Genomic DNA, 14851 nt, shown 5'->3' with positions numbered 1-14851 from the left:
AAAATAGTCTGATTGGTATCTAAGATGTCTAAAAACTAGTCATTTTTGGGTGACAAAAAAGTGAGCTTTTTAAAAAGGACAGGTTTTCCCACTGTTTCTTAGCCAGGGGTAGAATTCGGGCATCTCATGGCTGCTGGCCATGAAAAGCTTCTGATAACCGGCCTTGTGAAGTTTTAAAGCAAACTCTTCTCCAGGGATTTGTTCTTCGCCCAGGTCACTGTCTATATAGATGCATGTTTTTTCTTTATCAATTTGCTGAAGGTATTCGTCGAACTCGGCAAGGGTTGAAAGTGACAGTAGTTTCACTTTATTCTTTCTCGCTCTTTGCTCCCATGCCAGGCGCATGATTTTATCGTTATCGATAAAGACATAATCAAAAAAAGAAGTCGCGTCTTCTTCATGGCCAAAGGCCGCAGGAAGAGAGAGATTTATTGTGGTCCCCTTTCCTTCTTTAGATTCAATGACCAATTGTCCGGCAAAAGACTTCATGGCCTCTTTGGCGTGGGAGAGACCAAGCCCCGATCCAGACGCACTCCCATCTTTCCCATGAGTCAGACCGCGCTCGCCGATTTTTCCTAGGATTTCTTTGGGAATGCCAGCACCTTGATCAGTAATAGAAATGACGATTAAGGGAAAGTGTTTACTCACTTTAATATCAATCACTCCGCCAGAACTCATCGCTTCGACTGCATTGTTAACGATATTAGAAAACAGTCGCTGAAAATCAGATCGATGAATTTTGATTTTTGCTTCTTTTAATTCTAAAGGAAAATGATAAGAAAAAGTAATGTCCTCGCGGCCTTTATACTGGAGTTTTTTTTCGGCAACTAATTGGTCAAGAACTGGCGCTAATGCCATTTCATCAAGTTCATTTTTTGGTACTTTTTTCTTAAAAGACTGAAGCAAATTGTCGCTAATATCATTTATTCGTTGAATGGCGTTTTCAATCATCAGGCGCTGCTCAAGAGCGACACCACTGACTTCATCCAGGGCCATTCTTAAAACGCTCAATGGTGAGCGGATATCATGAGAAACCTGATGAGCAATGAGAATTTTTTCTTCCTCAATCTGCCTCTTTAAAAGTTCTTCTTCTGCTTTTTTGCTGCGAGAGACTTCTTGGCGAAGGTGCCCTAAGACTGGTGCCCATAAATCGCTACCGATAATGTCTTTATCTGGATGCAATAAAGCAGACTCTACACCTTTATGAAGTTTTTGGCTTTGCTTAGTCACCTGGCGGAAAATAAGCACAATTATCATTAGAAAAAAGGCCGATAGAAAAATCACGGCAGTCGTCAAACCTTTGAGATCAAGAGTGTTAACTCCCAAATGCTCTGAAGAAAACTTCACACAGAAATTTCCCCATACCCCTTGTTTATTAATTTTATCAAAATAAATGACCTGACAAAAGGCCGAAGAATCTTTTTGATCTTCACCTTTCATTAGACTGAAGCTTTCAATAACTTTCTTTTCCACCATGACATTAAGCTTTCTTTCCACTTCCATGGTGTTGTCGATAAGTAGATCGCCATAAACCTGTTCGGTAATTAACTCCAGAGAATTTTTCTGTTGAAGTCTAAGGGCGTCTTTAAGAGCATCGTTTTTTTCACGGTTAAAAAGATACAGCCCTCCACTTAATCCGGCCGAGATTAAAACCAACAAGAGCAGGAAGAAGATGAGGATTGTTTTAGTTTTCATGACAGCGGATGAACCTGCTTATTGGGTCTAAATGAATTTCCAAAAATAGATTCAAAACGTGTCTTATTATAGGATTCTGCACTCAGCTTCCCACAATAGTAAGTCTGCATGTCGATGCTCTCAGAGTAACAAACCACTCGATTGGTTTTTGTCCCCAGAAGCTCATCAATGTGACAGTTGTAAGTACGAATGCGCCCCTGAGGGATCTCATACACACTCTCACTTCCTTTAAAAAACCAATCAATGTTGCTTCTTTGTTTCATATAGTAATCAAAATGATCCATAGGCTTTTCTGGGATCACCTTGATTTTTAATTCTTTGGTATATCCTTTAACGATATAGTGAGAAAGAAAAGTCAGACTCTCAACCAAAGAGTCAAAGAGATTCGCCAAAGAGATTCCGCTTTTACAATCAATATAAAAACCTCCATTTGACATTTTCACACAACCTAAGGCCGTATAGATTCCCTCACTCATCGCAATGAGACCAATTCTAAGGTCAAGCTTATGGGCCAGATGTTCACGATAGATATTTTTATTCCCCTCGGAAAGCATTGCCAAAAGCTCTGCTTCTCCTACCCAGTAAGGGGCCATTTTTCCATGCCATGATAAAAGAAGAGCATCTCTTTCAATAATCTCTTGTCTTGAACTCTCGGCCGCCTCTTCATAGGTTAAATGAGCTGCAAAACCATTAGAGGTTTTAAAAGCGACACCAAACATGCTGTTGAGCTCGCCCATGGCCTTTCTTTCAATAAACTCTGAATAGGCCTTTTGGGCCGCAAGCAACTGAGAGTTGGCACCGCCAAACCCCCTGTCGTTTTCGTCCTTTATAACAAAATGTATCAGGTCTTTAGAAAAAGAATTATGAATGACTTCAAAGTTAATTGAAGGAAACTTCTCTTTTAGTGAATGAAAAAACGAGACTACTTGATCTTCCATGAGAATGTTTCGGCCCCGGCCTTGTTCCAGTCGCTTAGGTCGATGCCTTTTTTCGTCAGGACAACACCCATTTTATAATAAAGAGGAACAACAAGAGCGTCTTCTAAAACCTTCTGCCCCAGTTTTTTAATTCCCTGGTAACGAAGAGATGTATTTTGTTCTGTTTTTATAGATTTTAGCAGTTCATTAAACTGCTTATTTTTTTCATCAACAAAGACCAGAGGTCTCGAAGGATTGAATGTCACAATCAAACTTGAGCGCAAATCGATTGATGAGAGGTCATTGTTTACAAACACGATGTCATAATCTTTTGCTTTGATCATTGTCGCGTACTCAGAGAAATTTTCGTAATACTCAATTTTAGTTTTTGCCCCAATAGCCTTGAGCGAATTTTCAATTTCTTTTTGAACACTTTTAGGCAATAGCACCGAAAGTGTGCGTTTGATTTCTACGCTTGCCTGTTTTTTAGATGAAATGGCCTGAATTTCAGCTTCATTCATACGTCCTGGACCATATGGTAAAAAAAGCTGAGAAGAAGGGATGAGATTGTTTTCAATAAAAAAAGTGCTTCCCTTCCAATACTTTGTCACGCGTTCTGAAATGCTTTCGCGTTCAGATAGAGATAAGTTTTTTGGATTTAAAGCAAACCAAAAAGAAAATCCCAAATTCATTTGATAAAGGCTAAAACCAGCTTTCTCAATCCTGGCCAGTTCTTCTTTTTTGATTGTCGATTTAGGCCAGATGACATCAAACTTTTTTAAGAGTTCATCAGTGATGGGCTTTTCTACATTGTAGCCTTCAAAGTGAACCTGATCATACTTCACCGTTTTTGGGAAAGGATAGTTCTTATTAAGTTTAAGGGTGAAACCAGATTTTGCTGAACCTTCAGAAACAACATAAGGGCCAGAAGTCACTTTGTATTCTTTACTATCAAGCTTGGTCACTCTGTACTCTGGAGAGGAAAGTTCTGTCAGAAAAAAAGGGTCTGACTCAAAAAGCTCAATTTCAAAACGCGCTTTATCAATCAGAGACACTTTCTTAATTTTTTTGCCATCTCCATGAACAATATCCGGACCGGCATTCAGGTATTTTAAAGACGCCACCACATCATTGGTGGTGATAGGAGTTCCATCAGAAAATGTTTGATTGTCTTTTAGTGTGAAGATAAATTTTTTATAATCTTCTTTGATCTCCCACTTCAAAACCAGGTCTGCCGAAATTTCACCGTTAGTGTCAAACTTCACAAGAGGTCTAAGCAGGTCATCAAATATCACATACTCATAAAGCGAGTGAATCTCAAGATGGTTCAAGCGCTCTGGAACATGAGGCATTCCCACTTGAAGAGTTTTGGCCTCTGTGTTCGTTAAAAGAGTCATAAAAAATACCATCACTAAAAACTTCAATTAAATACCAACAACTTCAGTTCTAGAGTTTTCGTTCATTGCTTTAATTTTTTCAGACACATCTTTAATCAATACGTCTTTGTTCACATGCTTTTGGCCTTCTGGAAGTTTAACTTCTTGAGGCTTTTTCACTTCAATCGAAGGCGGAAGTTTTACTGCCGCTGTCTGTGCATGTGCCGATAAAGCTGCTGCTAAAACTGTCGATCCCAATACTGCTTTTATTTTCATCTTTTCTCCCCTTTTTCGCTACTAAAAAGCAGTTGGAACTTACCTGTTGTTTGACCCAATTTCAAATGGAATCTTCCAACTTAAAATATTTACAGTTGGTGTACTAAAATAGATACAGATTAAGTGCTCATTTTTTGATTTAGCCTATTTGGCTAAAGTATCCATTTACAAATGAGGCCATTTTCTGGCCTCACTTTTTGTCTCTGTAAATTACCAATTTAGTCCTGTCTTATTTTTTGTGAGAAAAACTATACTTGACCTTAATTTGGGCATATTGAATATCCAGATCTGCAAGGTTCCCTACCAGTTTAATAAAAAACTTTGAATTAAACCCTACTCGGCCATAAAGACTGCCTTTTTCTTGAGCACGGTTGTCATCAAATAAAGCAGAAAAAAGATTTTCAGTGTCTGGAGACTCTTCAAGAAGCGTTGTCGTTCCACGTGAAAGATCAAGACGTGAAATCCAAATGTCGTTTGCGTTAATGTGAGTAAATTTATACTCTCTTCCATCTTTGGTAATGAAAGACTGCCCTCCATGATTGACAATAAAGTCGACATTACCATTTTTACCTTCTGAACGTAATACAACATCGTTCAGTGAAATAGAAATAACTCTTGCATTCTCTTCGTTGGCCTTCAGTGGGCTTCTCTCACCAAGAGAAATCGCAACTTGCTTGTTATTCAATAAGGCATTGATCTCCTTCTTATTTAAATCTACTAAGATCTCTCCCTCATATTCTTTTAATGATCCCGATTCTATCTGGGTAAAAATATTGTCAGCAATGTTTGATAAATCAGCCTTGTATAGCCTCTTGAGCATTTCAATATCAATCGTTTCACCGTTACTTGAGGCGAAACGAACTATTTGCTCTTCAATCTTCTGAATATTTAAATTAGCAGCAATAGGTGTAAGTAAACGATACACAGAAGCTTTTGCTAAAATGAGTTTATACTTCATCAAAGAATTTTTCGCGTTTTTCTCGTAAAACTCAATCGAATCGTTAACCGAAAAGTTTAAACCACTCGAAAAGTTTAAGTAGTCTGACTCTGCTGCAGCAATCATTACATAGCTATTATTAATTTCTGATTCTGTTTGATTAATTATTGAAAGAGTTTCGATTAAGAGATTATTAACCTGCTCTTTCTTTGCTTGCAGAAGACTCAACTTTTCTACAAGTGTCTTAAAGCGAGGATTCATCGATTTGATCTTTTGAACTTCTGCCTCATACTCTGAGCGTGGAACTTCCGTCGCAATATAATCCTTGTAATACTTGCTAGCTGCATCGAATAGTGGCTTAGTTGTCTCAAAAGTGTTCTTTAAATATTTCTCAAAACGATGATCCTTTATTTCCGGATTATTTGTTTTGAATTTATCGTAGTAAAGATTGCTATATTTCTCATTCCAGTTTTCTTTAGACTTCTTAAAATCAATATCCCTAACACTTTGAAAAATGTCATACCCGGTTTTAAGCTTGTCTAAGATACTGCTATCCTCATTCTCGGTTGCCGATACTATCGTATCTATTGAAGTCCCAATAGCAGCCGCTGCTGGTTGACCGACAGGTGAAACTTTTGCAAGAGTGGCCACTAGCCTTATCGCTCCAATAAGCTTTTTCTTCTTATTTCTCGTATCAATATTTCTTTGTGCTTCTTTTTCTATTTCATTTTCAACTTCGGCAAGTGCAACATCAAAAGCTTTTTGGTCTCTCTTTAGCTCTTCAATCTCTTTAATTATAAGAGGAAAGGCTTTATAAGCTTCATCGTTTTCTTCCTTTAACTGCTCAACTCTAAGCGAAAGATGCTCCTTGTTTTCAAGAAAACGATTCCTCTTTTCTTGTGCTGTTTTCACTTTATTAGCAAAATAGCTTGTAAACTTAAGAGTCTCAAACGAGTCATCAATTTCTTTCTTATAAGCTGTCAAAAGCTTAACTAAAGATATTTGCGGAACCGCATCTAGGGGCATCCCATAAAAATCTTTTTGCGACAATAACTGATTAAGAAGTATCTGTGCTTCTCTTTGAACTAGAGATGCCTGGACGTCTTCAACGATAGCTTCCGAAGCCACTAAAACATTTTTCAACTCTGTTTGAGCTTCATTAAAGTAATTATTGCGGTATAGGTCTTTGGCGTAATTAAATTGATGAATCAATAATCTGCCTGTAAAGATTCTTCTCTCTACTCCTAATGGAAGCACACTTCCACCTAATGAACTCTCAAGGGGAGATTTAGGTGAAGGTATTACTTTATTTTTTGATGAGTTTTCAATCACTCCCTTAATAAAGCTTTCTTGATTAGTAACCGTAGCATGCCCATTATACCCACTTGTACATTTCGCTCTTGTTTTTTTTATTGTGATATTTTTAACTTGAAATTCAAAAGGTGTTCCATCTGCACCATATGGTGTATCGGCCGCGACCTTCCCCACCTCACCAGGTTTTGTCAAAAAAAGACCTTTTTCAATTTGAAGCAATGACTCTGGCAAATAAATGTTTCCACTATCCCCTCCTGCTCCAGGATGACCTGCGATTTCTCCAACAGCTCCCGCTGTCGGATTGTCATTTCCACCGCGGCACTCGACAGGGAATTTATGCTCTAGCCCTTTATCTACCTCATTGCACTCCTCAATTCGTGTCACGCACTCTCTAATAATATTTGTTCCCTCATAAAGAGGATAAACCGACCTTCCTGGTTTGCCGGTAACGCCTAGACCTGCCTCTTGCCCCCTGCCACCAGAAAGATCAAAACGAACTTGCCCAGCATCAGCATAAAGCTCCGATACATTTAAAATAATATCTCCACCACGTGCACCCTTTTTCCCATTGCCTTTTACTTCGGCCCTCGTTGAAAAATCATGAGGAGTAGTCACAATCTTTCCATTTCCTTCAAAAATGAGTTTCTGAACGTTTAGAATAACCTGGGCCCCAGGAAGCAATAACTTCTTTTTAATGACAAGCTCTTCGGCCTCGATTGTCACTGTTCCTAAGTTTTCAGAGAGATTAATGTCTGATGGTGAACCTTCTTCAACAAGAATTGATTTTCCTGAAACTAAAAAATTTTTTTTATTAGTTTGTGGATCCAAAAATTCACTTAAAGAAAAGTAATCGACACTTCTCTTGTCTGGGAAAGCCCCTAAAGAGTAGATAAATTCCGTTTTCGCGACTGAGGCCCAATCTAAATTAACTTCACCATCTGCGGCTATTTTTTTTACTGAATTTGATTCTGATTTTTGAATTGTTTGGTTGATAGTCTGTGTCTCTTTTGAACAACTTACCAGGACCAACAAGGCCACCAATATTGAATGTTTTTTTAAGCACAACTTTTTCATCAAGATACCCCATAAATAATGATCAGTTAAAAGAACTATCAATATTTAATTTAATCGTCTCTGAAAATGTAATTCTTATAGGATTATATGTACTCAAGCTGTGTACAATGATAAACGCCATTTTTTTTTTAATTCTTTGATTTACTTAAAAACTCACGAGAGGACACGAGCATTTTTTCGAAGGCTTCATTGGCAGCCTCAAGAATTTCTTGAGAATCTTTGGTCTTTAGGTCCCCTTCTTCAAGCGATTCAATCATCTCTTTAAGAATGGCGAATTTCCCAATGGTGTCGTGCTTGTATTTCTGGAAATCAGTGAACTTCACTCAATTCCCCTTTACCCGACTTGATATGCTTATAAAGCCTCGCCTGATTGATCTTTAACTGTGCCAGGGTCTTTCTGATAGCGTGATTGTTATTGGCCAGGGCGTGGTTCACAACTTCTTTTTCAATCTCTTCTAAAAACTCTGGAAGTCCCATCGTCAGGGCCATTTGCATCTGATTTTTTACCAGAAGATTGCCTTTTAATGAGAAAGCTCTTTCTTCTAAGTGCTTTTCGATATCGTCTTTTGAAATAAGCCCTTTGTTATCAATAGCAATCAGCTGGAAGACACGTTTGAGTTCGCGGATATTTCCTGGCCAGCTGTGATTTTCCAGAATCGATTTTGCCTCTTTTGAAAGAACGATCTTGCGTCCACTTTCCGAGACTTGAACAAGTTCTTTTTTAATCAAATCCAGGATGTCTTCTTTTCTCTCTCTCAGAGGAAGAAGTTCGACGTTGAGTCCACATAGACGCTGGAAAAGGTCAAAACGAAATTCGCCCGATTTTATTTTCTCTTCCAGATTATCCAAAGTCGCCGAGATAATTCTGAAATCTGACTTAATCAGTTTATCCGAGTTCACCTGGTAAAATGACTTTTCTTCAATCGCTTTAAGAAGTTTGGCCTGAAGCCCTTTTGACATTGAACCGATCTCATCAAGAAAGAGTGTCCCATGGTTGGCCAGGGCCAGCTTTCCTTTAGAATCTGAAGTTGCTCCGGTAAAGGCGCCTTTTGCATGCCCAAAAAGTTCTGATTCCAGAAGTTCTTCGCTTAAGGCCGCGCAGTTTACCGCAACAAATGGACCGGGTCTCTTTGACTGTTCATGGATTTCTTTGGCAAGGAAAGTCTTCCCTGTCCCACTTTCACCCAGAAGGCAAATCGGCAGTTCAGTCTGAATAACCGGGATAATTTTCTTTAAGATATTCTTTTGTTCTTTTGATTTCGTCGGAAAAATCTCTTTAAAAAAGTGATTCTCCAGATAGTCGTTCTTGCTTAAAAGAAAGCGATTAAGTGTGTCGGCGATACTATTTTTCTCTGTTCCCTTGGTGTAATAATCATTACAACCCAATTCATAAGCATGCTCGATGATTTCTTCATCATGCAATGAAGACATAACAACGCTATAGATTCCTTTTTGAACAGTGATTTTTAAGATTTCAAAACCCAGAAGGACTTCTGTGTTATCTAAATTGAGATCAATAAAACACAAATCAAAATTTTGAGTCAGTCTCTCTACCGCTTCTTCATACGAAGAAGCTTCCACCACATGGTGGTCAGCAAGATGGGACTTAATTTTCATTCGCGACAATTTATCATCGTCGATAACCAGTATTTTAAGCATGAGCATTTTTAGCATAGATCAAAACACTTTAGTGGACCTGTGAAATTAATTCATTTAGAAATATCCCTTTAACTCTATGATAACAGGCTAAAAAGAGCGGCCCGGACAAGGCCGCTCAAGGGTGGGCAAGAGTCCTTTCGGCCAGAGGCGGAAAGAACCCTTGAATAAGGTCATAGCGATCACTTCTGTGTTTATCCAAAGAGAATTGAAGCTGGTAGCGCTGCCCTGTTGGACGAGTCAGGAAAACATCCACTCCATAACTTCCCAGGCAGGCCTGGACGTAAGGAAGAGAGATCTCGACATCAACGATTCCTTCTCTTTCATTGATACTAAATTGCATCACACTCTCAGGAAGAATAAAGTGGTCATTGACCCAATTAAAAAATTCGGACTGAACTTCCACTTTATTTTCTTGTTTAAAAAACAGCATTTCCTGAGAAGTCAGAATCAGTCTTTCTTTATAAATGGCCACTGCTTCCAGATTAAGAGGAATATTGGTTCTCTTCCATAACTCCGTCAGGCGGATCACTTCATTCAAAGTGAGCTGACCTTTAGAAATCTTTTCGGCAAAACTCACTTCAGAAAGGCGCTGATAGTAATTGGCCACACGCTTTCTGTATAAAACACAGCTTGGCACATTATTGCTTTCAACGACCCATCTTTTACCCTCTCTTTCAAAAGCATAGGCCGACTCTAAAACAAATAAACAAACAATTGTGACAATAAAACCTTTCATTTTTATTTCCTTTTTCCAAAGCCCATCATGCCAATAAACTCAATTGGACGATTTTCAGTTACGCTCTCAGTGACCTGATGATTGTTTTTAGCAATATACTGGTCAGTCTTTGATGAACCACCAAAGATACTTGAGGCCACATCAAGAACCACGGCCGCAGCCTGACAGTAAGTGTTCGGGCATTTTTTTAAAGCATCCGAAGCGGTGCTTGCTCCATTTTTCCCTGGCTCAGGAGCATCCGCCGGTTTTACTGAATAACCAACTTTAGTAATGGCAATCTGGTCTAGTACTTCCTGAACAAGGCGCTGCTTAATTGTCAGGGCCGTCTCCATTTTTGCCTGATCACACACGCGGCTGTCATCACAACTCATTTCCAGGTTAAACCACCCAGAGCTCTCCGCCGTCTCAATCAACTTTGAAGTTGATGACGTACTAAATAATCCTCCAGAAGAAGACATCGATTTAATTTTCGAAGCGAGCCCGGATAAATTATAAGTTGCCGTGTATTTGTAAGTTGCCCCGATATCGTATTTATACGTCATGTTCGGAGTGATAATTCCTGAGAGATCCTGCGCTTTAATTTTTTCAGGAATCGTTCTCTCGAAAGGATCAATCAACGGACAGGCCCCAAACAGGCTCAAATCCAGTCTGCCTGAAAAAGAGCCCGGGCCGACATTATTGAGGTCACTTAATGGAATGGTCTGATTAAAGGCCACTTGCATTTGTGAATCAAACGGTGTCGTTTGGTTATAATTTAATTGAAGATTCTTTAATTGCACGGGAACAAATTCCACCGCCACATTCTGGTTTAACTCTCTAAAGCGGGCCAGGTTATCATCGATTCCATTAGAAAAAAGAAGCTCCACCGAAGCTCCCATTACTCCTTCGAGATCTCCAAATTCATCAGCGATCATTTTTCTTTGATCAAATAGTGCCTTAACGTCTTCAGCACTTTTCTTTGCTTTGACTGCATCGTTAATATTGGTGTTAATCGTTTTAAGCATTTTATTAAACTGCTTAATCTCTTTACAACGTGAAATATCTCCCACTGTCCTTCCACTCACGGTCATTGAACCAATTGATGGCGGCAGGACATAAGCTTTTTTACAAGTCTTATCCATAAAATAACCTGAAGAGTATTCCGGGACAACGATCTCACGGGCCACATCACAAGACGTTGAGTAAATAGGACCAGCAAAAGCAGATCCTGATAATGATAAAGCGATTGCCGCTGTTAATTTTAGTTTCATGATTTCCTCCCCTTTAACAAGACCTTTGCCATTTGATCGAAATTGATGGCCTTGCCTTGTCTTTTATTTTCAAATTCAGTGTATAAAAATCCTGCGCTTTTAATGTCGAGCTCTTTCATTTTCAAACAATCGTACAACATGGCCCCAAAAGCGATTGGTCTTTTTTCTTCCTGAACTTTTTCTTCCTCCCAAATACTTGAGCATAATTTTAGTTCCGAAGCATAGGCCTTTTCTTCTTCCGTGTACTCTATTCTTTGGTTTTCCTCACGACCTGAAGCTTCAGTCGGTTTTTCACTTCCACCATTTTTCCCGCATCCAAAAAAGCACAAGAGAAGAAGAACGAAGAATAAAGATTGAGTTTTCATACATCACCTATTCGTTAAGAACTTCAACAAACACATCGCCTGAAACAATTGAGAGTTTCTGATTCGTCATTAATGACGTAGGCTTTGCGTAGTCAAAAGTTTGTCGCCACATTGATTCAGTCGCTTCGCTAGATTCACTTTTCATTTTTAGTGACTTTAGAAGTTTTGCTCCTTTATCTCCATTTTTTAAGACGACATCTTTTAAACGCTCATTCCCCTGGGCCAGCGACCATCCAAGAACCAGTCCTTCATTGAATTTTTGAACATCGCGCTCTACAGAAGGAGTCACTTTTTTCATCTCATCATTAAAGAGACGATAAAGTTCGCTATAACTCTTTTGATCAATCCAGTAGCTCAGGTTAGGCATGGCCTTCTCATAAGAAATCGTTTGAGTCACAACAGGTTTAATAAAACCAAGTCCAATATCACAGGCAATTCCCAAGTTCTTTGAAAGGTCCACAACCACTGTGTCACCCTGTGTGTTTTCAATTGCCGAGTTCATAAGCTCTGAGTATTCAGAAATTTCATCATTGGCACTGTTAGTGTATGGTGAACGGTCTGATGGCCCCAGATCTTCTACTGCCACTTTTCCAATGCTCAACTGGTTATCAAAATCAGCACTGCTGTAGTTTTTTCCATCCAGGTTAAAAGAGAAGTCTTTTGCGACTGCTCCTTTTTTAAAAACCAGCTCGGCCTTGAATTTATAGCGTCCACCAAGTTCCGCATAATCTCGGCAGGCCTCTTCCAGGCCTTTTTTCTTCATGTGGTAGACAAGTTTTACTTTATCTTTGCTGCTTAAACGGGAAAAACCGTTAAAGCGCACTTTTCCACTGTTAAATTTCACCAGGTCGAACTCGACAAAACGTTTATCCAACTCCACTCGGTAAGTTTTTGCTTCCGGTGCTTCTAAAACAAGCTGATCCCAATTGGTTTCGGCCATCGTTGTTGTATGTACTGCCAGTAGTCCCATTATTAATGCTGTTTTCATAATATCCCCTTTTATTTTTTTAATTATCTTTTTCCAAAAGTTGAAGAGTGTCTTACTGTTGTCGTTTGATGTGTTTCAAACGTTACTTCATCTTCAATCTTAGAAGTGTCCGAGTTTAACTTCAGAAGCTCTGAGACCCCCGGATAATTTACCGTGACATAAACCGGTTGCTGGCTGCATGATTTATGGCTACTAAACCAGCTTGATCTCGAGCTACAGATTGTTCTGTATCCACCAATTTCCTGTCTCGTCTGCGCTTGGATTTCTTTGGCACGTGTCTCTGTCACTGATTTTAAAAGACCATGTTTTTCCAATTTTTCTTCAATTCTATCCAGGTGCATTTTGATAAATTTTCCAATAAGTGGTGCCATTGGGTTTAAGTTTTCACTTTCGCCATCTCCATTTTCAGAAAAAACAATTTTTGAAAGGTCTACTTCTTGTCCCTGGTCATCAATATCAATGATCAAATTGTTTAAAACTCCACCTTCAACCATCGCTCCCAAGAATTGATCTCTTGAATAAGCTGTATTCACAATTCTTTCCTGGATACGCGAAAGGAAATCTTTCATCTCCAAAGTCGATTTCATATGCAGCCTTACTCCGGCCTGAACTCTTACCTGGTAGTCATAGTTTAAGGCCACCGCTGAATGAAACAGGCTTACTAAATCTTCTTCGTCAGAAGGATTTAAGTCTTTTCTTTTTGCCAATGCCGAACAGTAACTAACGGCTGAAATGTCAACCACACCACTCATAGATCCATTCATATTGATGAGAGTCGTCAGTGGTGAGTAATAATCTTTTTCTTCTTTTGTTGGTACATATCGAGTTCCTGGGAAATCAATCTTTAAAACTGATCTTCCTAAATACCCTTTTGCATCTTTTGAAGAAATGGCCAGCAATGAATCAATCGTTTGAGCTGGAGCAAATCTCACTGGGAAAACGCGCTCTGCTGAGCTTACAGCGTTCAGGTTTTCTGTCTGGAAAGCTGCAACTTCATCCATAATGTCAGATTCAACTCTGATCTGAGCTCTTAGAGCTGAAGTATTATAGAATGGATCAAGCGCCACATTTCTTTCTTTAACGAGCGCCTCTTTGGCCCCCTGAAAATAGTCCAATTTTTCTTTTAAGACTCTTCTATCACTGTCATTGTTGGCGTTGGCATAACTTTCTTGAAGCTTATCAATTGTTTCATCTAACTTTTCAACCTTAGCATCCACCTTATTTAATGAATTAATCACCTGCGTATAACGAGTACAAATTCCAGCATCAGCTGTCACATAAGGTTTTAGAACCGTTTTTCTCATATTAAGTGATGGCAGTACGTAGGCCGTTTGACAGTCTTTACTGAAATAAATCTGTGAAGACGATCTACCTTTTGGAACATTAACCTCACATGAGTACTGAGGTTTTAGCACAGCAAACTGCCCATCAGCAGGCGATACGCCAGCAAAAAGCGATTGACTTAAAAGCAGCATTGAACTTAAGCACATTGTTTTTTTCATAATTCCCCCTAACGTGTTTTTAGGTGTGTTAACCACCACCAAAATGATTTAATTTTATGTTTTACCGGATGTTCTCTAAGATAAGCTTCGCGTTCAAAACCGCAGGCCATCCACTTAGGAGGCACATAACCTTCTCTTTCTCTTTCAACTTCACTAGTGAAGCCAACTTCGATGTAATCAAGCTCTTTTGAATTTTCTTTGCGGATAAACTCGATATCGTATTTTTCGTCTTTCCCTGTTTCCGGGTCTTCATTCCAGTCTTTCAGGCGATAGACAAAGGCCCTTTGATTCTGGAAGGTCACTTGCTTTTGCCATTTTGTTTTTTCGGTGCTGATGAAAAAAGGAATGTAGCGCTCACCTGAACGGTTAATCACCACGATGTCCGCCGCAAATGAACTGGCATTGTCGTCTGCAGGAACATTCAAGTCGCAAACCTGCAATTCAATAGAGCAAGAGCCAAGGTTGAAGCTTCCTTCATAAGGCCTAAGAAATTTAATGGCCTCTACTGCGCTGGCATTTTCTCTAATGGATTTCGAGCAGCCCCATCCCGCGTGAGCAAAGGCCGGCAAAAGACTCGTTGAAATAGCTAAAGACAGTACCCAGTTTTTCATAATCACTCTCCATTATGGAGACGCTATTACAACCTGAGTGCCAAGTTTTTCAGTGTATAACCAATTGATAAAACGATAAAAAACATCGAGAGCGTATTAGATTCAAATATGGGCGTATCATTTTAGATACAATAAGAAGACAAAAAAAAGC

Annotated in this window: 13 protein-coding genes; all 13 read right to left on the bottom strand. The window is 39.2% G+C overall.

What is annotated here, in order from left to right; genetic code table 11:
* Window positions 1–69: 69 nt before the first annotated feature.
* The 13 genes from AC6JA8_RS08380 to AC6JA8_RS08320 all read right to left on the bottom strand — a co-directional run bounded on the left by AC6JA8_RS08380 (window position 70) and on the right by AC6JA8_RS08320 (window position 14700).
* Entirely contained in the window at window positions 70–1695 is a 1626-nt protein-coding gene (locus AC6JA8_RS08380; RefSeq protein ID WP_497976655.1) for a sensor histidine kinase, read from the bottom strand.
* Window positions 1692–2633, bottom strand: a complete 942-nt coding sequence (locus AC6JA8_RS08375; RefSeq protein ID WP_497976654.1) for a YcaO-like family protein — start codon at window positions 2631–2633, stop codon at window positions 1692–1694. The genes AC6JA8_RS08380 and AC6JA8_RS08375 overlap by 4 nt, the downstream gene beginning before the upstream one ends.
* The gene (locus AC6JA8_RS08370) at window positions 2618–4009 is read right to left on the bottom strand and encodes an ABC transporter substrate-binding protein (RefSeq protein WP_497976653.1); all 1392 of its coding nucleotides are present in this window, start codon (window positions 4007–4009) and stop codon (window positions 2618–2620) included. Before AC6JA8_RS08370 ends, AC6JA8_RS08375 begins: the two co-directional genes overlap by 16 nt.
* A 27-nt stretch (window positions 4010–4036) precedes the next feature.
* A complete protein-coding gene (locus AC6JA8_RS08365; RefSeq protein ID WP_497976652.1) occupies window positions 4037–4264 on the bottom strand; it encodes a hypothetical protein in 228 nt (75 codons plus the stop codon).
* A 229-nt stretch (window positions 4265–4493) separates the two neighbouring features.
* On the bottom strand, window positions 4494–7589 hold the full coding sequence (locus AC6JA8_RS08360; RefSeq protein ID WP_497976651.1) for a hypothetical protein: 3096 nt from the start codon (window positions 7587–7589) through the stop codon (window positions 4494–4496).
* 128 nt (window positions 7590–7717) lie between these two features.
* Complete coding sequence (locus AC6JA8_RS08355; RefSeq protein WP_497976650.1) at window positions 7718–7912, bottom strand: hypothetical protein; 195 nt, start codon at window positions 7910–7912, stop codon at window positions 7718–7720.
* Entirely contained in the window at window positions 7899–9263 is a 1365-nt protein-coding gene (locus AC6JA8_RS08350; RefSeq protein WP_497976649.1) for a sigma-54-dependent transcriptional regulator, read from the bottom strand. The genes AC6JA8_RS08355 and AC6JA8_RS08350 overlap by 14 nt, the downstream gene beginning before the upstream one ends.
* Window positions 9264–9363: 100 nt before the next feature.
* Window positions 9364–9984 (bottom strand): hypothetical protein, encoded by a 621-nt coding sequence (locus AC6JA8_RS08345; RefSeq protein WP_497976648.1) that lies wholly within the window; start codon window positions 9982–9984, stop codon window positions 9364–9366.
* Window positions 9985–9986: 2 nt separating this feature from the next.
* Window positions 9987–11234, bottom strand: a complete 1248-nt coding sequence (locus AC6JA8_RS08340) for a hypothetical protein (RefSeq protein WP_497976647.1) — start codon at window positions 11232–11234, stop codon at window positions 9987–9989.
* The gene (locus tag AC6JA8_RS08335; protein ID WP_497976646.1) at window positions 11231–11599 is read right to left on the bottom strand and encodes a hypothetical protein; all 369 of its coding nucleotides are present in this window, start codon (window positions 11597–11599) and stop codon (window positions 11231–11233) included. The genes AC6JA8_RS08340 and AC6JA8_RS08335 overlap by 4 nt, the downstream gene beginning before the upstream one ends.
* Before the next feature lie 7 nt (window positions 11600–11606).
* Window positions 11607–12587: a hypothetical protein gene (locus AC6JA8_RS08330; RefSeq protein ID WP_497976645.1), complete on the bottom strand. Its 981-nt coding sequence runs from the start codon at window positions 12585–12587 to the stop codon at window positions 11607–11609.
* A gap of 23 nt (window positions 12588–12610) precedes the next feature.
* Window positions 12611–14089: a hypothetical protein gene (locus tag AC6JA8_RS08325; protein ID WP_497976644.1), complete on the bottom strand. Its 1479-nt coding sequence runs from the start codon at window positions 14087–14089 to the stop codon at window positions 12611–12613.
* Window positions 14090–14097: 8 nt separating this feature from the next.
* A complete protein-coding gene (locus AC6JA8_RS08320) occupies window positions 14098–14700 on the bottom strand; it encodes a hypothetical protein (protein WP_497976643.1) in 603 nt (200 codons plus the stop codon).
* Window positions 14701–14851 lie beyond the last annotated feature (151 nt).

It is taken from the genome of Bacteriovorax sp. HI3, from assembly GCF_059738875.1.
The sequence above is the reverse complement of the archived record's forward strand: the minus strand, read 5'-3'. Positions and strand labels throughout refer to the sequence as shown.

What these genes read in the sequence shown, in the direction of transcription:
- AC6JA8_RS08380 (WP_497976655.1), bottom strand. Translation starts at nt 1,695, where the DNA reads ATGAAAACTAAAACAATCCTCATCTTCTTCCTGCTCTTGTTGGTTTTA.
- AC6JA8_RS08375 (WP_497976654.1), bottom strand. Translation starts at nt 2,633, where the DNA reads ATGGAAGATCAAGTAGTCTCGTTTTTTCATTCACTAAAAGAGAAGTTT.
- AC6JA8_RS08370 (WP_497976653.1), bottom strand. Translation starts at nt 4,009, where the DNA reads ATGACTCTTTTAACGAACACAGAGGCCAAAACTCTTCAAGTGGGAATG.
- AC6JA8_RS08365 (WP_497976652.1), bottom strand. Translation starts at nt 4,264, where the DNA reads ATGAAAATAAAAGCAGTATTGGGATCGACAGTTTTAGCAGCAGCTTTA.
- AC6JA8_RS08360 (WP_497976651.1), bottom strand. Translation starts at nt 7,589, where the DNA reads ATGAAAAAGTTGTGCTTAAAAAAACATTCAATATTGGTGGCCTTGTTG.
- AC6JA8_RS08350 (WP_497976649.1), bottom strand. Translation starts at nt 9,263, where the DNA reads ATGCTAAAAATGCTCATGCTTAAAATACTGGTTATCGACGATGATAAA.
- AC6JA8_RS08345 (WP_497976648.1), bottom strand. Translation starts at nt 9,984, where the DNA reads ATGAAAGGTTTTATTGTCACAATTGTTTGTTTATTTGTTTTAGAGTCG.
- AC6JA8_RS08340 (WP_497976647.1), bottom strand. Translation starts at nt 11,234, where the DNA reads ATGAAACTAAAATTAACAGCGGCAATCGCTTTATCATTATCAGGATCT.
- AC6JA8_RS08335 (WP_497976646.1), bottom strand. Translation starts at nt 11,599, where the DNA reads ATGAAAACTCAATCTTTATTCTTCGTTCTTCTTCTCTTGTGCTTTTTT.
- AC6JA8_RS08330 (WP_497976645.1), bottom strand. Translation starts at nt 12,587, where the DNA reads ATGAAAACAGCATTAATAATGGGACTACTGGCAGTACATACAACAACG.
- AC6JA8_RS08325 (WP_497976644.1), bottom strand. Translation starts at nt 14,089, where the DNA reads ATGAAAAAAACAATGTGCTTAAGTTCAATGCTGCTTTTAAGTCAATCG.
- AC6JA8_RS08320 (WP_497976643.1), bottom strand. Translation starts at nt 14,700, where the DNA reads ATGAAAAACTGGGTACTGTCTTTAGCTATTTCAACGAGTCTTTTGCCG.